The following is a 16,315-nucleotide window of genomic DNA, read 5'->3' on the forward strand; positions in this document are numbered from 1 at the left end:
GCGAGGGCGGCCATGCGCCGCCCTCTGCCGTTATGCTGACGTGCCATGGCCGCACAAGCTCTCCATGACGACACCATCGCCGCCATCGCCAGCGCGCCTGGCGCGGCGGGTGTGGGCGTCGTGCGTGTTTCCGGTCCGTGTGCGCCTTTCATCGCGCAAACCTTGCTGGGCCGTTCGCCTTCTCCACGCCATGCACATTTTGCCGCGTTCCGGACTGCAGACGGTGAGTTGATCGATCGCGGCCTGCTGCTGTACTTCCCCGCTCCCGCTTCCTACACCGGCGAACACGTGCTCGAACTGCAAGGCCATGGCAGTTCGGTGCTGCTCGATGCGCTGTTGCGCCGGGCCTGTGAACTCGGTGCCCGCTTGGCACGCCCGGGCGAATTCACCGAACGGGCCTTTCTCAACGGCAAGCTCGACCTGGCGCAGGCTGAGGCAGTTGCGGATCTGATCGCCGCACATTCGCAAGCCGGCGCGCGCGCGGCACTGCGATCGATGGAAGGCGTGTTCTCGCGCAAAGTGGACGCTTTGCTGCAGGCGCTGATCGCCTTGCGCGTGCACATCGAAGCAGCGATCGATTTTCCCGAGGAAGAAATCGACTTTCTCGCCGACCCCGCCATCGCGCAGAAACTGCAATCGCTGCGTGCGCAGCTCGCCGAACTGCTGCGCGAAGCGCAACGTGGCGTGCGTCTCAATGATGGCCTGCGTGTTGCCATCATCGGTCGTCCCAACGCCGGCAAGTCCAGCTTGCTCAATGCGCTGGCCGGCAGCGAACGCGCCATCGTCACTGACATCGCCGGCACCACGCGCGACGTGCTGCGCGAAAGCATTTCGCTGGACGGTATTGCGCTGGAGCTGGCCGACACCGCCGGTCTGCGTGATACGCACGATCCCGTGGAGCGCGAAGGCGTCCGCCGCGCGCACGGCGAACGCGAACGTGCCGATGTCGTGCTGCTCGTCGCCGATGCAGAGCATGCAAATGCAGACTTTGCATGGTTGCGCGATCTTCCCGCCACCGTTGAACGCATGGTCGTCATCAACAAGATTGACTTGGGCGGGGAACCGCCGCACACCGCCATGCACGACGGCGCGCATTGGCTGTGGCTCTCGGTAAAAACCGGCCAAGGCCTGGAAGCATTGCGTGAGCGTCTTAAGCAACTGGCTGGTGCGGGCAGTGGCGAGGGTGCATTCAGCGCTCGTCGTCGACATGTACTTGCGCTTGATCGGGTATCGGATCATCTGGATCGCACGGCACACGTGCTTGCGAGTACGCACGCCGGTGAGCTCGCCGCAGAGGAACTGCGCCAGGCGCAACACGCACTTGGCGAAATCACCGGCACTTACACCAGTGATGATTTGTTGGGCGCCATCTTCAGTTCGTTCTGCATCGGCAAGTAATCAAGCATGCTGTCTCGACAGCAATGCATCCACTTCTCTAGTAGTCGGCATGCCACCGCGCGCACCAAGCCTGGTGACGGATAGCGCCGCCGCCGCACACGCCTTGCGCACGGCAATCGGCAAGCTTTCGTGCAGAAACACGGCAAGCGCGGCATTGAAGGTATCGCCCGCACCGGTGCTGTCCACGGCTTTCACCGCGAAACCGGCTTGATGTTGTGGCTCGCCTTCTTCACGAAACCAGGCGCCTTCGGCGCCACGCGTCAGCACTACCGGACACGCTGCGCGACGCATCAGGTTGCGGAAATCTTCGGAAGCATCCGCGCCAAGCAAAGTCGCGAGTTCGTGCTGATTGGGAGTGATGTAGCGGGCGAGGCGCAACCACGCTACAGGCAACGGTTGTGCAGGCGCGGGATTGAGAATGACGGGCACGCGTTGCGCGTGTGCGATGTGTAGCGTGGCTTCCACGGTTTGCAGTGGAATTTCCATTTGCACCAGCACGGCATCGGCGTTTGCGATCAAATGTTGAGCTTTTGCAACATGCGAAGGCGTTAATAGCGCGTTCGCGCCTGGCACCACGACGATTTCGTTTTCGCCGCCGGCCACGGTAATGGACGCCGTTCCGCTGCTGCAGTTTTCGATGCGTGCGACGTGCTCCAGATCAACGCCTTCCTCCGCCAACCCTTCGCACAGCGGATCGGCGAAAGCATCGTCGCCCACGGCGCCGACCATATGCACCTCGGCGCCCAAACGCGCGGCGGCCACGGCCTGGTTGCCACCTTTGCCGCCATGCACGGAGAGAAAGCGCTCACCCATCAGCGTTTCGCCGGGCGCGGGAAAACGCGGCGCCAGGGTGACCAAATCCATGTTGATGCTGCCGACGACGACGATGCGGGTCATGAAGCGCTCGCAAGATGATGAGCCATGTGCGAGAGCCTAAACGCAGAAGCTCGGCGGGACTAGCAGGTGCGCCCATAGGCACCGGTTGTGGCGGTGCCTATGGGACCGGCTGATCAGTGGCCGTCGTTGTCCGAACTGCCGTCCGTGCTACCACCTGTGCCGCGTGAGTTCTGCCTGCGATCCTTCATGTTCTGCTTCATCTGGGCGTACTGCTTCTGCTGGTCGGGCGTGAGCAGGCTGTTGATCTGGGTGTTGGTGTCTTGCTGGATCGAGCGCAGCTTGGCGCGGCGATCTTGCGGAGCCAGCGAGCTGTCGCTGCGCACGGCAGCGGCCTGTTGCTGGCGGTTCTGCAAAATCGTAGTGAGCTTGGAGGTCTGATCGTCACTCAGGCCCAGCCGCTTGGCGAGGTGCGCGGCTTGCCTCTGTGGATCCGGTACGCGATGTGGCTGGGCCGGTGCGTTGTTCGAGTCGGCCGGTGCACTGCTGTCCTGGGCGAACGCGGCGGGGGCAAGGCCCAAGACACCAAGCACAAGGCCGAGCAGGGCAAAACGCGAGGCTAATCTGTTCATAGGGGTTCCTTGGATGATGCCATCGATTGACGGCCGGCAAGCTAGGGAAACGACGAAGCGCGCGTGCCGTTTACCGCGCTTATGACCTCTCCGCTTGGCGTAACCTTGAAAGCCCAGGCGGTGGCCCCGACGCTGAGACTTTCCACCCCGGGATCCGACCATGATCGACCTTCACTACTGGCCCACGCCGAACGGCCATAAGATCACCCTGTTTCTGGAAGAAGCCGGCCTGCCTTACACCATCAAACCGGTGAACATAGGCAAGGGCGAGCAATTCGAACCCGCGTTCCTGAAGATCTCGCCCAACAATCGTATGCCGGCCATTGTCGATACGGCACCGGCGGGCGGGGGAGCGCCCGTCAGCGTGTTTGAATCGGGCGCGATCCTGCAATACCTGGCCGAAAAGACCGGGCGCTTTTTGCCTAAGGATTTGCGCGGCCGATTTACCGTGCTGGAATGGCTGTTCTGGCAAGTGGGCGGTCTTGGACCCATGCTTGGGCAGAACCACCATTTCAATCGCTATGCACCGGAAAAGATTCCCTATGCGATCGATCGCTATGTGCGGGAAACTCGCCGCTTGTATGGCGTGTTGGACAAGCAGCTGGATGGACGGCACTTCATAGCCGGCAGCGACTACACCATTGCCGACATGGCGGCTTATCCGTGGATCGTGCCGTATGAAAACCAGGGCATGAAGCTGGAGGACTTTCCGCATCTGCAGCGTTGGTTCGAGCGGATTCGTGATCGCGAAGCGACGCGCCGTGCGTATGCGATCGCCGACACCATCGAGGGCAGAACGGATTTGCGCTCGGACGAGGAGGCGCGACGACATTTGTTTGGGCGCTGATTGCAACGGAAAAGCCCGCCAAATGGCGGGCTTTTCCAGGCAATGTATTATTGCGCCCGGCCTACGCCGGAATCGCCCTGCACCAGCGGCGGCGGTGCGCCGGCCACGGCCAGCAAGGATTGCGCATAGCCATCTTCCATCGTCACCGTGGATACCTCATCCCACGAGAAGAACGAGGGCTCGCGCAGCCACTCTGCATCCGGCGTGATTTCCTGCATGTTGAAGCCGTCGTCCTCCACGCTGATCAGGCGGCCGATATAGCAGACTTCCGCCTCGTCTTCGCTGTCGACGTGTACACCGATCACCGTCGCCATCGCGCTGGCGGCCTGCACGACATCGCGGATGCTGTCGAGCGGAAAGCTCGAGGGCAGGCGGGGCACCAGGTTTTTCAGCACGAGTGCCTTCTGCATGAAGTCATTGTGCTTGTCCGGGGCCTCCAGCTCAGTGATGTCGCGGTGGCGCATCACGTACATGCCGTCGTAGGTGATGCCATCGCCGACGACCCAAAGCAGAAAAAATTCACGGCCTACGTTGCCGACATAACCGCAAAAGCTGCCGTGTTCCAATTCGCCGCGCCATAGACGCACCAGCTGTTGTTTCTGCTGCGCTTCGCGGAGTTGCGCGCGCGAGCCGGTGGCCTTCAGTTCAATGATCGTACCCATGGCGGAAATTTTACCAGAGGGGGTCTGGCCGCTTGTTTACAGCGTGCTAACGACTCCGTCAATTCAATAAAAACAACAACTTACGAGAAAAACGAGACTCAAAGGATATACCGGCTCAGATCTTCGTCCTTGACCAGGCTGCCGAGATTTTTATCGACATATTCGGCGTCGATGACGTAGCTTTCGCCGGATTTGTCTGCAGCTTCGTAGGAGATTTTTTCCAGCAGCCGTTCCATGACCGTGTGCAGGCGCCGGGCGCCGATGTTTTCGGTGCGCTCGTTCACCTGGTAGGCCACCTCCGCCAGGCGGTCGATGCCGGAGTCCTGGAAGTGGACGGTGACCCCTTCGGTGCCGAGCAGCGCGACGTACTGCTTGGTCAGTGCATTGTGTGGCTCGCGCAGGATGCGCTTGAAGTCATCCACCGACAGGGCCGACAGCTCCACCCGGATCGGCAACCGACCCTGCAGTTCGGGGATCAGGTCCGACGGCTTGGCCAACGAGAACGCACCGGAGGCGATGAACAGCATGTGGTCGGTCTTGATCGGACCGTACTTGGTAGACACGGTGGAGCCTTCCACCAGCGGCAGCAGGTCGCGCTGCACGCCTTCGCGGCTTACGCCTGCGCCACCCCACTCCGAGCGTTGCGCGACCTTGTCGATCTCATCGATGAACACGATGCCATTTTGTTCGGCCGCTTCCACCGCCTGCGCGCGGATTTCTTCATCATTGAGCAGCTTGGCCGCCTCTTCCTCGACCAGCAGCGGACGCGCAGCCTTGATGGCCAGCTTGCGCTTCTGTGTGCGCGCGCCGCCCAGGTTCTGAAACATCTGGCGCAATTGCTGGCCCATTTCTTCCATGCCGGGCGGCGACATGATCTCAACGCCGACGTTCATGGCGACATCCAGCTCGATTTCGCGATCGTCCAGCGAACCTTCGCGCAGCTGCTTGCGCAGTTTCTGGCGCGTGTCGCTTTCCAGCGAGGAGGCGGGTTCCGGATCGTGCGTCCAGTCGGTCGGTGACATGCGACGTGGCAGCAGGGCGTCCAGCAGGCGATCCTCGGCGCGATCTTCCGCCTGCGTACGTACGCGCTTCATCGCCTGCTCGCGGGTGAGTTTGTACGCCACATCGACAAGGTCGCGCACGATCGACTCGACGTCTTTGCCGACGTAGCCCACTTCGGTGAACTTGGTCGCCTCCACCTTGACGAACGGCGCGTTGGCCAGCGTCGCCAGGCGGCGCGCGATTTCGGTCTTGCCCACGCCGGTGGGGCCGATCATCAGGATGTTCTTCGGCGTCACTTCCTCGCGCAGTGCCAGCTCCAGCTGCATGCGGCGCCAACGGTTGCGCAGCGCGATGGCAACGGCGCGCTTGGCGTCGTGCTGGCCGATGATGTAGCGGTCGAGTTCGTTGACGATTTCGCGAGGGGTAAGTTCGGACATGGTTTTTATATCCAGGGAACAGGGATCGGGGCACAGGGAACTTGGAGACTGCGGAAGGGATGACGTTCCCCGTTCCCTGTTTCCCATTCCCAGGCTTCCATCAAAGCTCTTCGATCGTGGTGTTGTGATTGGTGTAGATGCAGATGTCGCCGGCGATCTTCAACGCGCGTTCCACGATGGCGCGTGCGTCGAGCTCGGTGTTTTCCATCAGCGCGAGCGCGGCAGACTGTGCATAAGGTCCACCGGAACCGATGGCGATCAGGCCGTGTTCCGGTTCCAGCACATCGCCATTGCCGGAGATCAGCAGCGAAGCATCTTTGTCGGCTACCGCCAGCATCGCTTCGAGCCGGCCCAGGCGGCGGTCGGTGCGCCACTCTTTGGCCATCTCGACGGCGGCGCGGGTAAGGTTGCCGCTGTGCTTGTCCAGCTTTTGCTCGAACAGTTCGAACAGCGTAAACGCGTCGGCGGTGGCGCCAGCGAAGCCGGCCAGCACATCGCCTTTGCCCAGTCGGCGGATCTTGCGGGCGTTAGCCTTCATCACGGTGTTGCCCAGTGTGACCTGGCCGTCGCCGCCGATCACGATGCGGCCATGCCGGCGCACCGAAACGATGGTGGTGGCGTGAAAGGATTCCATGCAGGACTCCGTAAACAGTGAATCCCGCAGAGGTGGGGCCGCGTTGCAGGAATCCAAGCCGGCGAGGCCGCCGCTGGATGCGTGGTGTCGTGTCAGGATCGGCCCGGCAAGTTCACTGCCTTTGCCACAGCCATACCGCTCCGGCGGCAGTGAGCGTCCATACCAGTAGCGCCATCAGCAACGCCGGCACCAGCCGGAAACGGTCGACCAACCCGTAGAGGCTTGCCAGATAAGCCAGATAGGGGACGACGGCCCACATGCCGAACAGGATGGTGGTTTTCAGATCATGCGTACCGCGTTCGCTGCCGACGATGTAGTGCGCCATCAACGCAAAGGTGGGAAACAGCGGCAGCAGGCCGGCGATGTAGTAATTGCGCGTGCGCGACAGAACGCCGATCAGCAGCACCATCAACGCACCGATCAGCGCCTTGATGAGCAGGTTCATCGTGCCGTCACTTCCTGCGCGCCCGCGGATGCGCGGCGTCGTACACCTTGGCCAGATGCTGGAAATCCAGATGCGTGTAAATCTGCGTGGTCGCGATATCGGCGTGGCCGAGCAATTCCTGCACGGCGCGCAGATCGCCCGACGACTCCAGCATGTGACTGGCGAAGGTGTGGCGCAGCAGATGCGGGTGCACGTGCTTGGCAAAGCCCTGGCGCAGGGCCAGGGTTTTCATGCGCGCCTGCACCGTGCGCGGACTGATCGGCGCGCCGTTGCGGCCACGAAAGACCGGTGTATCGGGCGCGCGGCCTTCGGCTTCACCCAGGGCACGCAGCGCAGCGATCGCATGCCGGCCCACCGGCACGATGCGTGTCTTGCTGCCCTTGCCGAGCACACGCACTTCGCCGGCATCCAGATCCAGATCCAACCAACGCAAACCTGTCAGTTCTGAGAGACGCAGGCCGGAGGAATAGAACAGTTCCAGCATCGCGCGATCGCGTACACCCAGCGCATCGCCGTTGCCATCGCCTTCCACCAGCACGGTGGCCTCATCGACGTCCAGCACCTGCGGCAATTTACGGTGCACCTTCGGTCCGCGCACGCCGGCTAGCGGATCGTGCGCCAGCATGCCTTCGCGCATCAGCTGGCGAAACAGACTGCGGCACGAGGACAGCAGCCGCTGCAGGCTTTTCGGCGACAAGCCGCCCCGATGCTCGGCGGCTACGAAGCCGCGCATGTGGTGCGGCTGCAGCTGCTCGAACGCGGTGAGCTGCAGCTTCTGCATGTAGCGCTGCAGCTTGTCCAGGTCACGGCGGTAACCTTCGATCGTATGCGGTGATGCTTTGCGTTCGCTGCCCAACCGTGCGAGCCATGCCTCGACCTGTGGTTGGGCTTGCATCGGTGTACTCAAGCGCCGTCCTGGATCCGCGCCAAGGCTGCCGTCACGGTGGCGGCGATCATCTTCAGGAACACCGTGCCCATGCCCGGCTGGAAGTGATCGGCGTCCTTGCTGCCCAAGGCCAGCAATCCCAGCTCGCCCAGCGGCATCAGCGCAGCCGATTTGATGTGCGGCGCCTGAGCACCGAACAAGCGGTGCAGGCGCTCAGCGGAAAGGCGGCCGGAAATCGGTTCGTGATGACCCAGGAAATCGGCAAATTCGGGCATCCCACCGCGACCCTCAGGCTCAAGCATCAGCCAGTCCGCTGGGGGCAGGGTAAGCCTGCCGAACAACACCAGGCGGGTGTGGTCGGTGCCGAAGTCTTCCGAGAGCCTGGCCACCACGCTGCGCGCCGCCACTTCCGGCGTGTTGGCGCGTAGCACGGCCACGTTGAGGTCGTGCACGCGCTGCATCAGGCGCTCATTCTCCGCGGCGATGGCGGTGAACTCGGCCAACTTGCGTTCCAGCTCACCGTTCCTGTCGCGCAAGGCCTGCAACTGGTAAGCGGCAAGCGATGCCACGGCACCGTGCTCGCGCGGCAGGGTCAGCAGCATTGCCAGTTCGGGGTAATCGCTGAGGAAGCCAGGATGCTGCCGCAAATACGCAGCCACGTCGCCGGCTTTGATGGTTTCGTCGAGCAGGGCGTTGGACATGCGTGGAAACCTCTCTAAACCCTGGATCGGAGTGTGCGATGGACAGGCGCGCGCATCAACCTCAATCGCTCAGCCACTCACCTTCATAAACAAAACTTGCAGGCCCGGTCATCCATAGCCGTTCGCCGGGACCGGCCCAATCGATCTCGAGCGTGCCCCCGGGAAGATCGACGCGCACCTGCGCCGCCAGCTCGCCGCGGTGCCGCAGCACGGCCATGGCCGCGCAGGCGCCGGTGCCGCAGGCCAGCGTCCATCCGGAGCCGCGTTCGTGCACGCGCAGGCGCACATGCGTGGGGCTCAGCTTCTGCACGAAACCGGCGTTGACGCCTTCCGGAAAACGCGCGTGGCGGGTCACCGCAGGGCCAAGGCGTTCCAGCATCGGCGCTTGTAGGTCATCTACCACGATCACGGCATGCGGGTTGCCCATGGATACAGCACCGATCTCCAGCGGCTGACCGTCCAATTCCAGCGCATAGCGCTGGGCAACACGCGCTGCATCGAATGGAATCTGCGCCGGCTCGAAGATCGGCTCGCCCATATCCACGGTCACGCGCTGCGCATCCACCACGCGCACGGCCACGGGGCCGGAGGGGCTTTCGATACGCACCGTGTCGCCGATCGCCAGCAAGCCGGCGCGCTGCAGCCACGCCGCCACGCAACGTACGCCGTTGCCGCATTGCCCTGACGGCGAGCCATCGGCATTCCAGATCCCGTAATAGAAAGCGCTCATGCCGTCGCGCGCCGGTTCCACGCTCAACAACTGATCGAAGCCGATACCCGTATGGCGATCGGCCATCGCACGGATGGTGGCGGGATCGAGCGCAAGCGCGCCGTCGCGGCTTTCGATCACGGCGAAATCGTTGCCTGCGCCGTGCATCTTGGTGAAACGCAGGCTCATGCGGTCGATCGCGTCATCAGCTTCCGCCGAGCGGCTTGGTCTGCACGCTGCTGGCGCTGGCCGGGGCTGGCGTCGTGCTCGCCGGGGCGGGCGCCGGGTGCGCGGCAGGCGGCGCGGGCTTGGGATAGTACAGCGGGCCCTTGTTGCCGCAGCCGGCGATCGCCACCAGGGCGAGGCAGGTCGGCAGCAGCAGAATCGATCGGCGCATGGATGGGAATCCCTCGGAAAACGCCTGCAGTATAGCCAAGCCTCGACGCCGCCACCGTTATCATGTGCGCGCCGCAAAGGACATGTAGACGTTTTTCTGGAGTACCCCATGAACTGGAACGAAGTGCTGCGCCTGCCTACCACCCTGCTCGCCATCCTCACGGGCGTGGTGTTGTTGCTTGCCCTGGTGCAGTGGCTGGCGGCGCGCCAGCACCTACGCAACCGCCGCCACTTTGCCGCCACCGGGCACGCGGTATTGCTGGTGGTGTTTTTGCTGGTGACCGCGCTGCTTGGCGGCATGGCGATGTCGCTGCGCGGCTACCGTTTCCTGAGCGAAGAAGAACCGGTGGTGCAGATCGACTCGCACATCCTGTCGCCGCAACGCTGGGCGCTGACTCTCACCTGGCCGGATGGCGATACGCGCAACCTCATGCTGGACGGTGACGACTTCCAGGTCGACGCCATCGTGCTGAAGTGGAAGCTGCCAGCCATGCTTGCCGGCTTGCCGCCGCTGTACCGGCTCGATCGCATCTCCGGGCGCTATGACGACGCCAGCCAGGAAACCACCGCGCCGCGCACGGTGATCGACTTCAGCCAGGCCGGCGCAGGCGATCTATTGGACCTGAAAAAGCAGATACCGCACTGGTTCCCCGAGGTGGATACGTTATTCGGCAGCGGTGCCTTCTTGCCGCTGGTCGACGGCGGACATTACAGCGTAAGCCTGATGCGCACCGGCGCCTTGGTGGCGCGCCCCGACGAGGGCACGGCGCAACGCATGGGCCGCCCGCTCGGTGGCTAAGCCGGATGAACCGACGCCTATGCCGCAAGATTTCGCTCATGGCCGCTGTCATAAAGCGCTGCTAGATTCTGCCCACCATCAACCTGCTCTGCAGATACGAAAGGGGAGAAACATGAAACGCATTGCACTCATCGGCATGATCGCCGGCCTCGCCGTGTTCGCCACCGCCGCCGCCCAACAGCCGGTGCGCGACGTCAGCGGCAGGCGCCATCCGAATCTGGCTGCTGCGCAGCACCTGGTCGATCAGGCCTACAAGCGCGTCGTTGCCGCCCAGCAGGCCAACGAGTTCGACCTGGGCGGTCACGCTGCGCGCGCCAAGGAATTGCTGGACCAGGCCAATGCCGAACTCAAGCAGGCGGCGGAAACCTCCAACGAACACCATCACTAAGCGTTGCGGTTACGAAAAGGCCTCCCACACGGGAGGCCTTTTTCACGCCAGCGTCTTCTCATAGACAAAAGCGTCGGCACCGTCCTCGTAGAACCCCTGCTTTACCGGACCGACGCGGTCGTAGCCCAGTTGCTCGTACAGCCGGATCGCGCTGTGGTTGTCGGTGCGCACCTCCAGCCGCAGCGATTGGCAGCGCCGTTGGCGCGCTGCCGCTTCGGCCGCTTCGACCAGCGCCGTACCCACGCCTTTGCCGCGGGCTTCCGGCAGGCTGGCGATCGAATACAGCCGTGCCACGCGGCTGCCCTTGCGAAAAAACACCGTCGCCGTGCCCAGAAAGTGGCGGCGGTTGGCGCTGGCGACCAGCACCCGCGCCGAATCGCTATCGAGGTGACGGCGAAACTGTGCACGACTGATCTGGTCGCTGTCGAACGTGGCCTGTTCCAGCGCGACCAGGTCATCGAGATCGGAAAGTTCGGCGCGGCGCACCCGCACGGCGGCGGTGGCTGGCGATGGTGTCATCAGTGGTACTCGCGAAGCTCGGTGGCAGGGTGGGTCGGGGGAAGCGCGGCACTCTAGTGCAGGTGGCTGATGCAGGGAATAGGGAGAAGGGAATAGCCAAAGCCGCCGCCGCAAATCCTGCGCTTTTTGGCGCCGGCCTGCCGCGGCTGGCCGTTCCTCATTTAGGCCCGCTTCACCGCCTGCCCTTGTGCGCCGCGCCAAGCTGCAAGACACTGCCGCCTTGCGCAGCGCCGCCTCGCGTTCCCCCACGCGACGACGTTCCACCTGCTGTCTTTTTGAGGTGTCATGACCCGACTCGTCATCGTCGTCGAGAAAGCTTCCGACTGGGGCTCCTACTATCCATCCGTCGACGTCGTCACCGCCATGGACTACCTGCGCGAGCCGGTCGGCGGCGACGAGGAGCGCACCCACGTCATCAACCTGTGCCGCAGCTACAAGTACCTGGGCACGGGTTATTACGTCTCGTTGTTGGCCGAAGCACGCGGACACCGGGTGATGCCGTCCGTGCGCACGGTGAATGATCTGCGCCGCCGCTCGCTGTACGGCCTGGCCATCGACGACCTCAACGCCAAGCTCACGCATTTCCTGCCGGCGGGCGGACGCGACACCACCGACTTCGGCATCCTGGTCTACTTCGGCGAGACCGCCTATCCCGCCTTGCAAGACCTGGCGCGGCAGGTCTTCGAAACCTACCCCTGCCCGTTGCTGCGCATCGAATTCGAGCGCGAGCGCGTGTGGCAGATCTCGTCGGTGAAGCCGGTTGGCCTGCACACCTTGGACGACGCCCAGGAAGACGCCTTCGCCACCGAACTCGATCGCTTCTCCAAGAAACTTTGGCGCAAGCCTCGCGCAAGGCGCTTGTATCGCTACGACCTGGCCATGCTGGTCGATCCGAACGAAGCCATGCCGCCGTCGAACAAAAAGGCGTTGAAGTCGTTCATTGCCGCCGGCAAGGAGCTGGGCATCGAAGTCGATCCGATCGGCAAGAACGACTACCAGCGCCTGGCCGAATACGACGGACTCTTCATTCGCGAAACCACTGCCAGCGACAACCACACCTACAGCTTTGCCCATCGCGCCGAACGCGAAGGCATGGTGGTGATGGACGATCCAAGTTCGATCCTGCGCTGCACGAACAAAATCTTCCTCAACGACTTGATGGTCTCGCGCAAGCTCGCCGTGCCGCGCACCGAGATTCTTTATCGCGACGACACCAAGGGTTTGCATGACGCGGCCGGAAAACTCGGCTTTCCGTTGGTGCTGAAAATTCCCGACGGCTCGTTCTCGCGCGGCGTGGTCAAGGTGGAAAGCGAAGACCATCTGGAAAAAGCGGCCAGCGAACTGTTCCAGCACAGTGCGTTGTTGCTGGCGCAGGAATTCGTCTACACCGATTTCGACTGGCGCGTCGGCGTGCTCAATCGCGAGCCGCTGTACGCATGCAAATACTACATGTCGCGCGGTCATTGGCAGATCTATAACCACGGTGCGAAGGGCACTGACAAATCCGGTGGTTTCGAGACGATCGCGGTTCGCGATGCACCCGCTGAAGTGGTCAAGCTGGCGCTCAAGGCGACCAGCGCCGTCGGCGATGGCCTGTATGGCGTGGACTTGAAGCAGGTCGGCGACAAGGTCGTGGTGATCGAAGTGAACGACAATCCATCCATCGATGCTGGCATCGAAGACCGGTATCTGGGTGACGATCTCTATCGGCGCATCATGCAGGAGTTTTTGCGCCGCATGGAGCGCAAACGCATGGGATTGATCGCGTAGGGCTATTCCGGTCACCCATCCCTGGGTGAACCGGAATCGCTGGCGCATTCCTTCGCGCTGACCGCCAGGCCGCGACCACTCCCTTCCAACCGGCGATCATCCTCGGGATGCGGCACTCCGGCCGCAACGGCTCCACTGCCAAGCGGAATCAGTTCCAGATCAACTGCGCTGCGCTGCGACGACGCTGCTTGCGCAGATTCAGCAATTGCCGTGGCAAACGGGGTTCCAGCGTGAGCGCCACGGCAAGCGGCGCCGCGAACAGCCAGAAGAACGGGGTCCATCCGAGCAAATCGGTATGGGCGGGAACGACGGTTGTCGCAAGCAACACGCTGCCGGCGAACAACCAAAGCAACGCAATGGCGAGAAGACGTGGATGACGGCTGGGATCGATCGGCGGGTGACGCATGACGAACTCCAAGGCTGCGCGAGGGAGACAGCTTGCCCGGCGCCCGTCTCACAGCTTGCGATGCAACACCGATGTCTGCCCGCGCATGTCAATGCGATGTGTATGCATGCTTCGCGAACTTGCCTGGAGCTTACAAACGAGTCGCACAACTGTGCATCGGATCGCAAAGCAAGATGTGCTTGCACACATTCCTTGACCAGCCTATGACTTTCGGCCTACTTTGAAATCGACAGCACCAGGGGAGTGCATGTCAGCGTGTCGGGGAGACACGCCATTCCAATCGATTCTTGGTTTGTTCTTTCATCTCTAATAGCGGGGAGGGGTAACTCATGCCCATTGATTTGCATACGTCGTCGTTTCGGCGGCATGCGCTGTGGCTATCGGTAGCGTCTGCATTGGTTTGCGCACCGTTAGTGCATGCCCAAGACACCAGCAGCACACAAGGCAACGACACCAAGCAACTGCAACAAGTCGTCGTGACGGGTACGCGCAGTACGACGCGCACGGTGGACGATTCATTGGCACCCATCGATGTGCTGACACCCAAGGACCTGGCATCGACCGGCGCCGGCGATCTGGCCACCGCGCTCAACCGACTGCTGCCGTCGCTCGATTTCCCCCATCCGGCCATCAACGATGGCAACGATGCATTGCGCCCGGCCACCTTGCGCGGCCTTTCGCCGGACGACGTACTCGTGTTGGTCAACGGCAAGCGGTATCACACCTCCGCGCTGGTCAACTACAACGAAAGCGTGGGTCGCGGTTCGGCGCCGGTGGATCTCAACTCGATTCCGATGGCAGCCATCGACCACATCGAGGTGCTACGCGATGGTGCTTCAGCGCAATACGGTTCCGACGCCATTGCCGGCGTGATCAACATCATCCTCAAAGGTGCGCCCGGCGCGGGCAAGAACAGCGTCGATGTATACGGCGGCGTCATGGATGTCGGCGACGGCGCCAATAACGGCGTGGAAGGATCGGTAGCGATTCCTCTCGGCGGCGAACAGGGCAAGGCGCCAGGCTGGATGCGGTTCTCCTGGAATTACCAAAGCGTGATGAACACCAACCGCGCCGAAAACACCGACCCCACTTTCAATTACCCGCCACGTGATTTCGTCAACACGCCGTATCCGCCGCCAACGCCATATCAACGCTATGGTGAACCGGCGGAGAAGGTGTACCAGGGCGTGCTCAACATGGAATACACGCTTGGCGACGGCGTCCAGCTCTACGGCGACTTGATCATGGGCAAGCGTGACGTGACGTCCAATGGCTACTGGCGCATGTGGAACAATCCCGATCGCAATGTGACGTCGGTCTATCCGGACGGGTTCCTGCCGAACATCGTCAATCCTACGCGTGACTATCAGGGTACATTGGGACTGAAAGGGCAAGCCTGGAATTGGAACTGGGATTTGTCGGGCAGCTATGGCGAAAACGATCTCACCTTCGACATCATCAACTCCATCAATACCAATCTGTACCATTCCACCGGTTATTCGCCGACATCCTTCAATGCCGGGCGATACGCCACCAAGCTTGGCGTGCTGGACTTCGACGCATCACGCGAATTCAGCCCGAACTTTCTCAAGAACGGCATGACCGTCGCCTGGGGCCTGGAGTACAAGAAGGACGAATACGACGTAGGCGCGGGCGACCCGGCGTCCTATTACTTCAACCCGAACACGCTCGATCCCAGCGGTAACGTCTATCCGGGCGGTTCGCAGGTATGGCCAGGCATTACGCCGGATCTCGCCGGCAGTTTCAGCCGCCACAACTATGCGGCCTACGTCGATCTGGAAAGCGACATCACCGATAAATTCTCCGCCGGTGCGGCCGCGCGCTACGAGGACTATTCCGGCGGCGTCGGCTCGGTCGTATCGGGCAAGCTTTCCGGCCGCTACCAGCTCACCGATACGTTCGCACTGCGGGCAACCGCTTCCAACGGCTTTCGCGCACCGTCGATGGCGCAGGTCAACTACAGCTCCACCGTCACCCTGGTGTCGAACGGACAACTCGTGCAAGTGGGCACGTTGAGACCGGACAACCCGCTGGCCATCGCTTATGGCGCCAAGCCGCTGACGCCGGAGAAATCCTCCAACTATTCGATCGGCGCCGTCTACACGCCCTTCGACCAGCTCAACGCCACGCTGGATATTTACCAGATCCGCATCTGGCACCAGATTCTCTACAGCGATCCGCTCACCAACACCAACCCCGACTTCCCGCAGATTGCGCAGCTGCAGTTCTTCGTCAACGGTGGCGATACGCGCACACGCGGCGCGGACCTGGTGCTGAACTACAATCAGGCGTTGGGTGATTGGGGTCGCCTGAACAACGGCATCAGCGCCAACTACAACCAGGTGTACATCGAGTCGATCAGCAACCCTGCCCTGCTCGGTCCCTACAACCAAGGGCTGCTCACCAAAGGCACGCCACGTACCAAGTACGTGCTGTACACCGATTGGGAAAAGAGTGGATGGAATGTGCATGCCGACCTTACCCGCTACGGTTCGGTCACCGATGTTTCCGATCCGGATATCGGATTGGTCGGCCAAAAGTTCTCGGCGCGCTGGTTATTGAACCTGTCCGTCAACTACAGCCTGGAGCATTGGATCTTCGCTGCGGGCGTCGACAACGTCACCAATCAATACCCGACGAAGGTAGCCTTGTCGAACAACGGCGGCTACGAAGACCGCGCCAACGGCTTGCAATACTCGGCCCTTTCACCGTTCGGTTTCGACGGACGCTATTGGTACGGCAAGGTGACCTATCGCTGGTAAGCAAGCAACGCACGCTCTCCCTCCCCTGTGCGCAGGGGAGGGACGCGATGGCAAGCAGGACTTGCGC

At 62.3% G+C, this 16,315-nt stretch carries 18 protein-coding genes; 6 read left to right on the top strand and 12 right to left on the bottom strand.

Annotated features, from left to right (window positions below; genetic code table 11):
* Positions 1–45: 45 nt before the first annotated feature.
* On the top strand, positions 46–1,398 hold the full coding sequence (gene mnmE / locus VMA74_RS07295) for a tRNA uridine-5-carboxymethylaminomethyl(34) synthesis GTPase MnmE (RefSeq protein WP_325365974.1): 1,353 nt from the start codon (positions 46–48) through the stop codon (positions 1,396–1,398).
* On the opposite strand, the gene rbsK is transcribed toward mnmE, so the two are convergent.
* Together rbsK and VMA74_RS07305 are read right to left on the bottom strand one after the other, a co-directional pair.
* Complete coding sequence (gene rbsK, locus VMA74_RS07300; RefSeq protein ID WP_325365975.1) at positions 1,399–2,295, bottom strand: ribokinase; 897 nt, start codon at positions 2,293–2,295, stop codon at positions 1,399–1,401.
* Positions 2,296–2,408: 113 nt separating this feature from the next.
* Positions 2,409–2,864 carry a hypothetical protein gene (locus VMA74_RS07305; protein WP_325365976.1) on the bottom strand — a complete coding sequence of 152 codons (456 nt, stop codon included), beginning with the start codon at positions 2,862–2,864 and terminating at the stop codon, positions 2,409–2,411.
* A 160-nt stretch (positions 2,865–3,024) separates the two neighbouring features.
* On the opposite strand from VMA74_RS07305, the gene VMA74_RS07310 reads away from it, so the two are divergent.
* On the top strand, positions 3,025–3,711 hold the full coding sequence (locus tag VMA74_RS07310) for a glutathione binding-like protein (protein ID WP_325365977.1): 687 nt from the start codon (positions 3,025–3,027) through the stop codon (positions 3,709–3,711).
* A 47-nt stretch (positions 3,712–3,758) separates the two neighbouring features.
* Here VMA74_RS07310 and VMA74_RS07315 read toward each other — a convergent pair whose 3' ends face one another.
* The 8 genes from VMA74_RS07315 to lptM form a co-directional block, all read right to left on the bottom strand.
* A complete protein-coding gene (locus VMA74_RS07315) occupies positions 3,759–4,373 on the bottom strand; it encodes a hypothetical protein (RefSeq protein WP_325365978.1) in 615 nt (204 codons plus the stop codon).
* 98 nt (positions 4,374–4,471) lie between these two features.
* Entirely contained in the window at positions 4,472–5,812 is a 1,341-nt protein-coding gene (gene hslU, locus VMA74_RS07320) for an ATP-dependent protease ATPase subunit HslU (protein WP_325365979.1), read from the bottom strand.
* 100 nt (positions 5,813–5,912) lie between these two features.
* Positions 5,913–6,446: an ATP-dependent protease subunit HslV gene (gene hslV / locus VMA74_RS07325; protein ID WP_325365980.1), complete on the bottom strand. Its 534-nt coding sequence runs from the start codon at positions 6,444–6,446 to the stop codon at positions 5,913–5,915.
* A 112-nt stretch (positions 6,447–6,558) separates the two neighbouring features.
* Complete coding sequence (locus tag VMA74_RS07330; RefSeq protein WP_325365981.1) at positions 6,559–6,891, bottom strand: GlpM family protein; 333 nt, start codon at positions 6,889–6,891, stop codon at positions 6,559–6,561.
* A gap of 7 nt (positions 6,892–6,898) precedes the next feature.
* The gene (xerC, locus tag VMA74_RS07335; RefSeq protein WP_325365982.1) at positions 6,899–7,786 is read right to left on the bottom strand and encodes a tyrosine recombinase XerC; all 888 of its coding nucleotides are present in this window, start codon (positions 7,784–7,786) and stop codon (positions 6,899–6,901) included.
* Positions 7,787–7,794: 8 nt separating this feature from the next.
* Positions 7,795–8,478: a DUF484 family protein gene (locus VMA74_RS07340; protein WP_325365983.1), complete on the bottom strand. Its 684-nt coding sequence runs from the start codon at positions 8,476–8,478 to the stop codon at positions 7,795–7,797.
* Between the two features lie 61 nt (positions 8,479–8,539).
* Positions 8,540–9,376 (bottom strand): diaminopimelate epimerase, encoded by an 837-nt coding sequence (gene dapF / locus VMA74_RS07345; RefSeq protein ID WP_325365984.1) that lies wholly within the window; start codon positions 9,374–9,376, stop codon positions 8,540–8,542.
* A 16-nt stretch (positions 9,377–9,392) separates the two neighbouring features.
* Entirely contained in the window at positions 9,393–9,584 is a 192-nt protein-coding gene (gene lptM / locus VMA74_RS07350) for an LPS translocon maturation chaperone LptM (RefSeq protein ID WP_325365985.1), read from the bottom strand.
* Between the two features lie 108 nt (positions 9,585–9,692).
* On the opposite strand from lptM, the gene VMA74_RS07355 reads away from it, so the two are divergent.
* The gene (locus VMA74_RS07355; RefSeq protein ID WP_325365986.1) at positions 9,693–10,382 is read left to right on the top strand and encodes a hypothetical protein; all 690 of its coding nucleotides are present in this window, start codon (positions 9,693–9,695) and stop codon (positions 10,380–10,382) included.
* Between the two features lie 112 nt (positions 10,383–10,494).
* The gene (locus VMA74_RS07360; protein ID WP_325365987.1) at positions 10,495–10,770 is read left to right on the top strand and encodes a hypothetical protein; all 276 of its coding nucleotides are present in this window, start codon (positions 10,495–10,497) and stop codon (positions 10,768–10,770) included.
* A 42-nt stretch (positions 10,771–10,812) separates the two neighbouring features.
* Here VMA74_RS07360 and VMA74_RS07365 read toward each other — a convergent pair whose 3' ends face one another.
* Positions 10,813–11,289 carry a GNAT family N-acetyltransferase gene (locus tag VMA74_RS07365; RefSeq protein ID WP_325365988.1) on the bottom strand — a complete coding sequence of 159 codons (477 nt, stop codon included), beginning with the start codon at positions 11,287–11,289 and terminating at the stop codon, positions 10,813–10,815.
* A 285-nt stretch (positions 11,290–11,574) separates the two neighbouring features.
* Here VMA74_RS07365 and VMA74_RS07370 point away from each other — a divergent pair, with 285 nt between their 5' ends.
* A complete protein-coding gene (locus tag VMA74_RS07370) occupies positions 11,575–13,059 on the top strand; it encodes a RimK family protein (RefSeq protein WP_325365989.1) in 1,485 nt (494 codons plus the stop codon).
* Positions 13,060–13,207: 148 nt separating this feature from the next.
* On the opposite strand, the gene VMA74_RS07375 is transcribed toward VMA74_RS07370, so the two are convergent.
* Entirely contained in the window at positions 13,208–13,465 is a 258-nt protein-coding gene (locus VMA74_RS07375; RefSeq protein ID WP_325365990.1) for a hypothetical protein, read from the bottom strand.
* Positions 13,466–13,806: 341 nt separating this feature from the next.
* Between VMA74_RS07375 and VMA74_RS07380 the strand changes: the two genes are divergently transcribed.
* Entirely contained in the window at positions 13,807–16,248 is a 2,442-nt protein-coding gene (locus VMA74_RS07380) for a TonB-dependent receptor plug domain-containing protein (protein ID WP_414649578.1), read from the top strand.
* Positions 16,249–16,315: the final 67 nt, after the last annotated feature.

The sequence above is a fragment of the Dyella sp. genome (genome assembly GCF_035508675.1).
Taxonomy (GTDB): Bacteria; Pseudomonadota; Gammaproteobacteria; order Xanthomonadales; family Rhodanobacteraceae; genus Dyella_B.

Bases quoted from the DNA above. Each gene is read 5' to 3' on its own strand.
- mnmE (WP_325365974.1), top strand. From the start codon at position 46: ATGGCCGCACAAGCTCTCCATGACGACACCATCGCCGCCATCGCCAGC.
- rbsK (WP_325365975.1), bottom strand. From the start codon at position 2,295: ATGACCCGCATCGTCGTCGTCGGCAGCATCAACATGGATTTGGTCACC.
- VMA74_RS07305 (WP_325365976.1), bottom strand. From the start codon at position 2,864: ATGAACAGATTAGCCTCGCGTTTTGCCCTGCTCGGCCTTGTGCTTGGT.
- VMA74_RS07310 (WP_325365977.1), top strand. From the start codon at position 3,025: ATGATCGACCTTCACTACTGGCCCACGCCGAACGGCCATAAGATCACC.
- VMA74_RS07315 (WP_325365978.1), bottom strand. From the start codon at position 4,373: ATGGGTACGATCATTGAACTGAAGGCCACCGGCTCGCGCGCGCAACTC.
- hslU (WP_325365979.1), bottom strand. From the start codon at position 5,812: ATGTCCGAACTTACCCCTCGCGAAATCGTCAACGAACTCGACCGCTAC.
- hslV (WP_325365980.1), bottom strand. From the start codon at position 6,446: ATGGAATCCTTTCACGCCACCACCATCGTTTCGGTGCGCCGGCATGGC.
- VMA74_RS07330 (WP_325365981.1), bottom strand. From the start codon at position 6,891: ATGAACCTGCTCATCAAGGCGCTGATCGGTGCGTTGATGGTGCTGCTG.
- xerC (WP_325365982.1), bottom strand. From the start codon at position 7,786: ATGCAAGCCCAACCACAGGTCGAGGCATGGCTCGCACGGTTGGGCAGC.
- VMA74_RS07340 (WP_325365983.1), bottom strand. From the start codon at position 8,478: ATGTCCAACGCCCTGCTCGACGAAACCATCAAAGCCGGCGACGTGGCT.
- dapF (WP_325365984.1), bottom strand. From the start codon at position 9,376: ATGAGCCTGCGTTTCACCAAGATGCACGGCGCAGGCAACGATTTCGCC.
- lptM (WP_325365985.1), bottom strand. From the start codon at position 9,584: ATGCGCCGATCGATTCTGCTGCTGCCGACCTGCCTCGCCCTGGTGGCG.
- VMA74_RS07355 (WP_325365986.1), top strand. From the start codon at position 9,693: ATGAACTGGAACGAAGTGCTGCGCCTGCCTACCACCCTGCTCGCCATC.
- VMA74_RS07360 (WP_325365987.1), top strand. From the start codon at position 10,495: ATGAAACGCATTGCACTCATCGGCATGATCGCCGGCCTCGCCGTGTTC.
- VMA74_RS07365 (WP_325365988.1), bottom strand. From the start codon at position 11,289: ATGACACCATCGCCAGCCACCGCCGCCGTGCGGGTGCGCCGCGCCGAA.
- VMA74_RS07370 (WP_325365989.1), top strand. From the start codon at position 11,575: ATGACCCGACTCGTCATCGTCGTCGAGAAAGCTTCCGACTGGGGCTCC.
- VMA74_RS07375 (WP_325365990.1), bottom strand. From the start codon at position 13,465: ATGCGTCACCCGCCGATCGATCCCAGCCGTCATCCACGTCTTCTCGCC.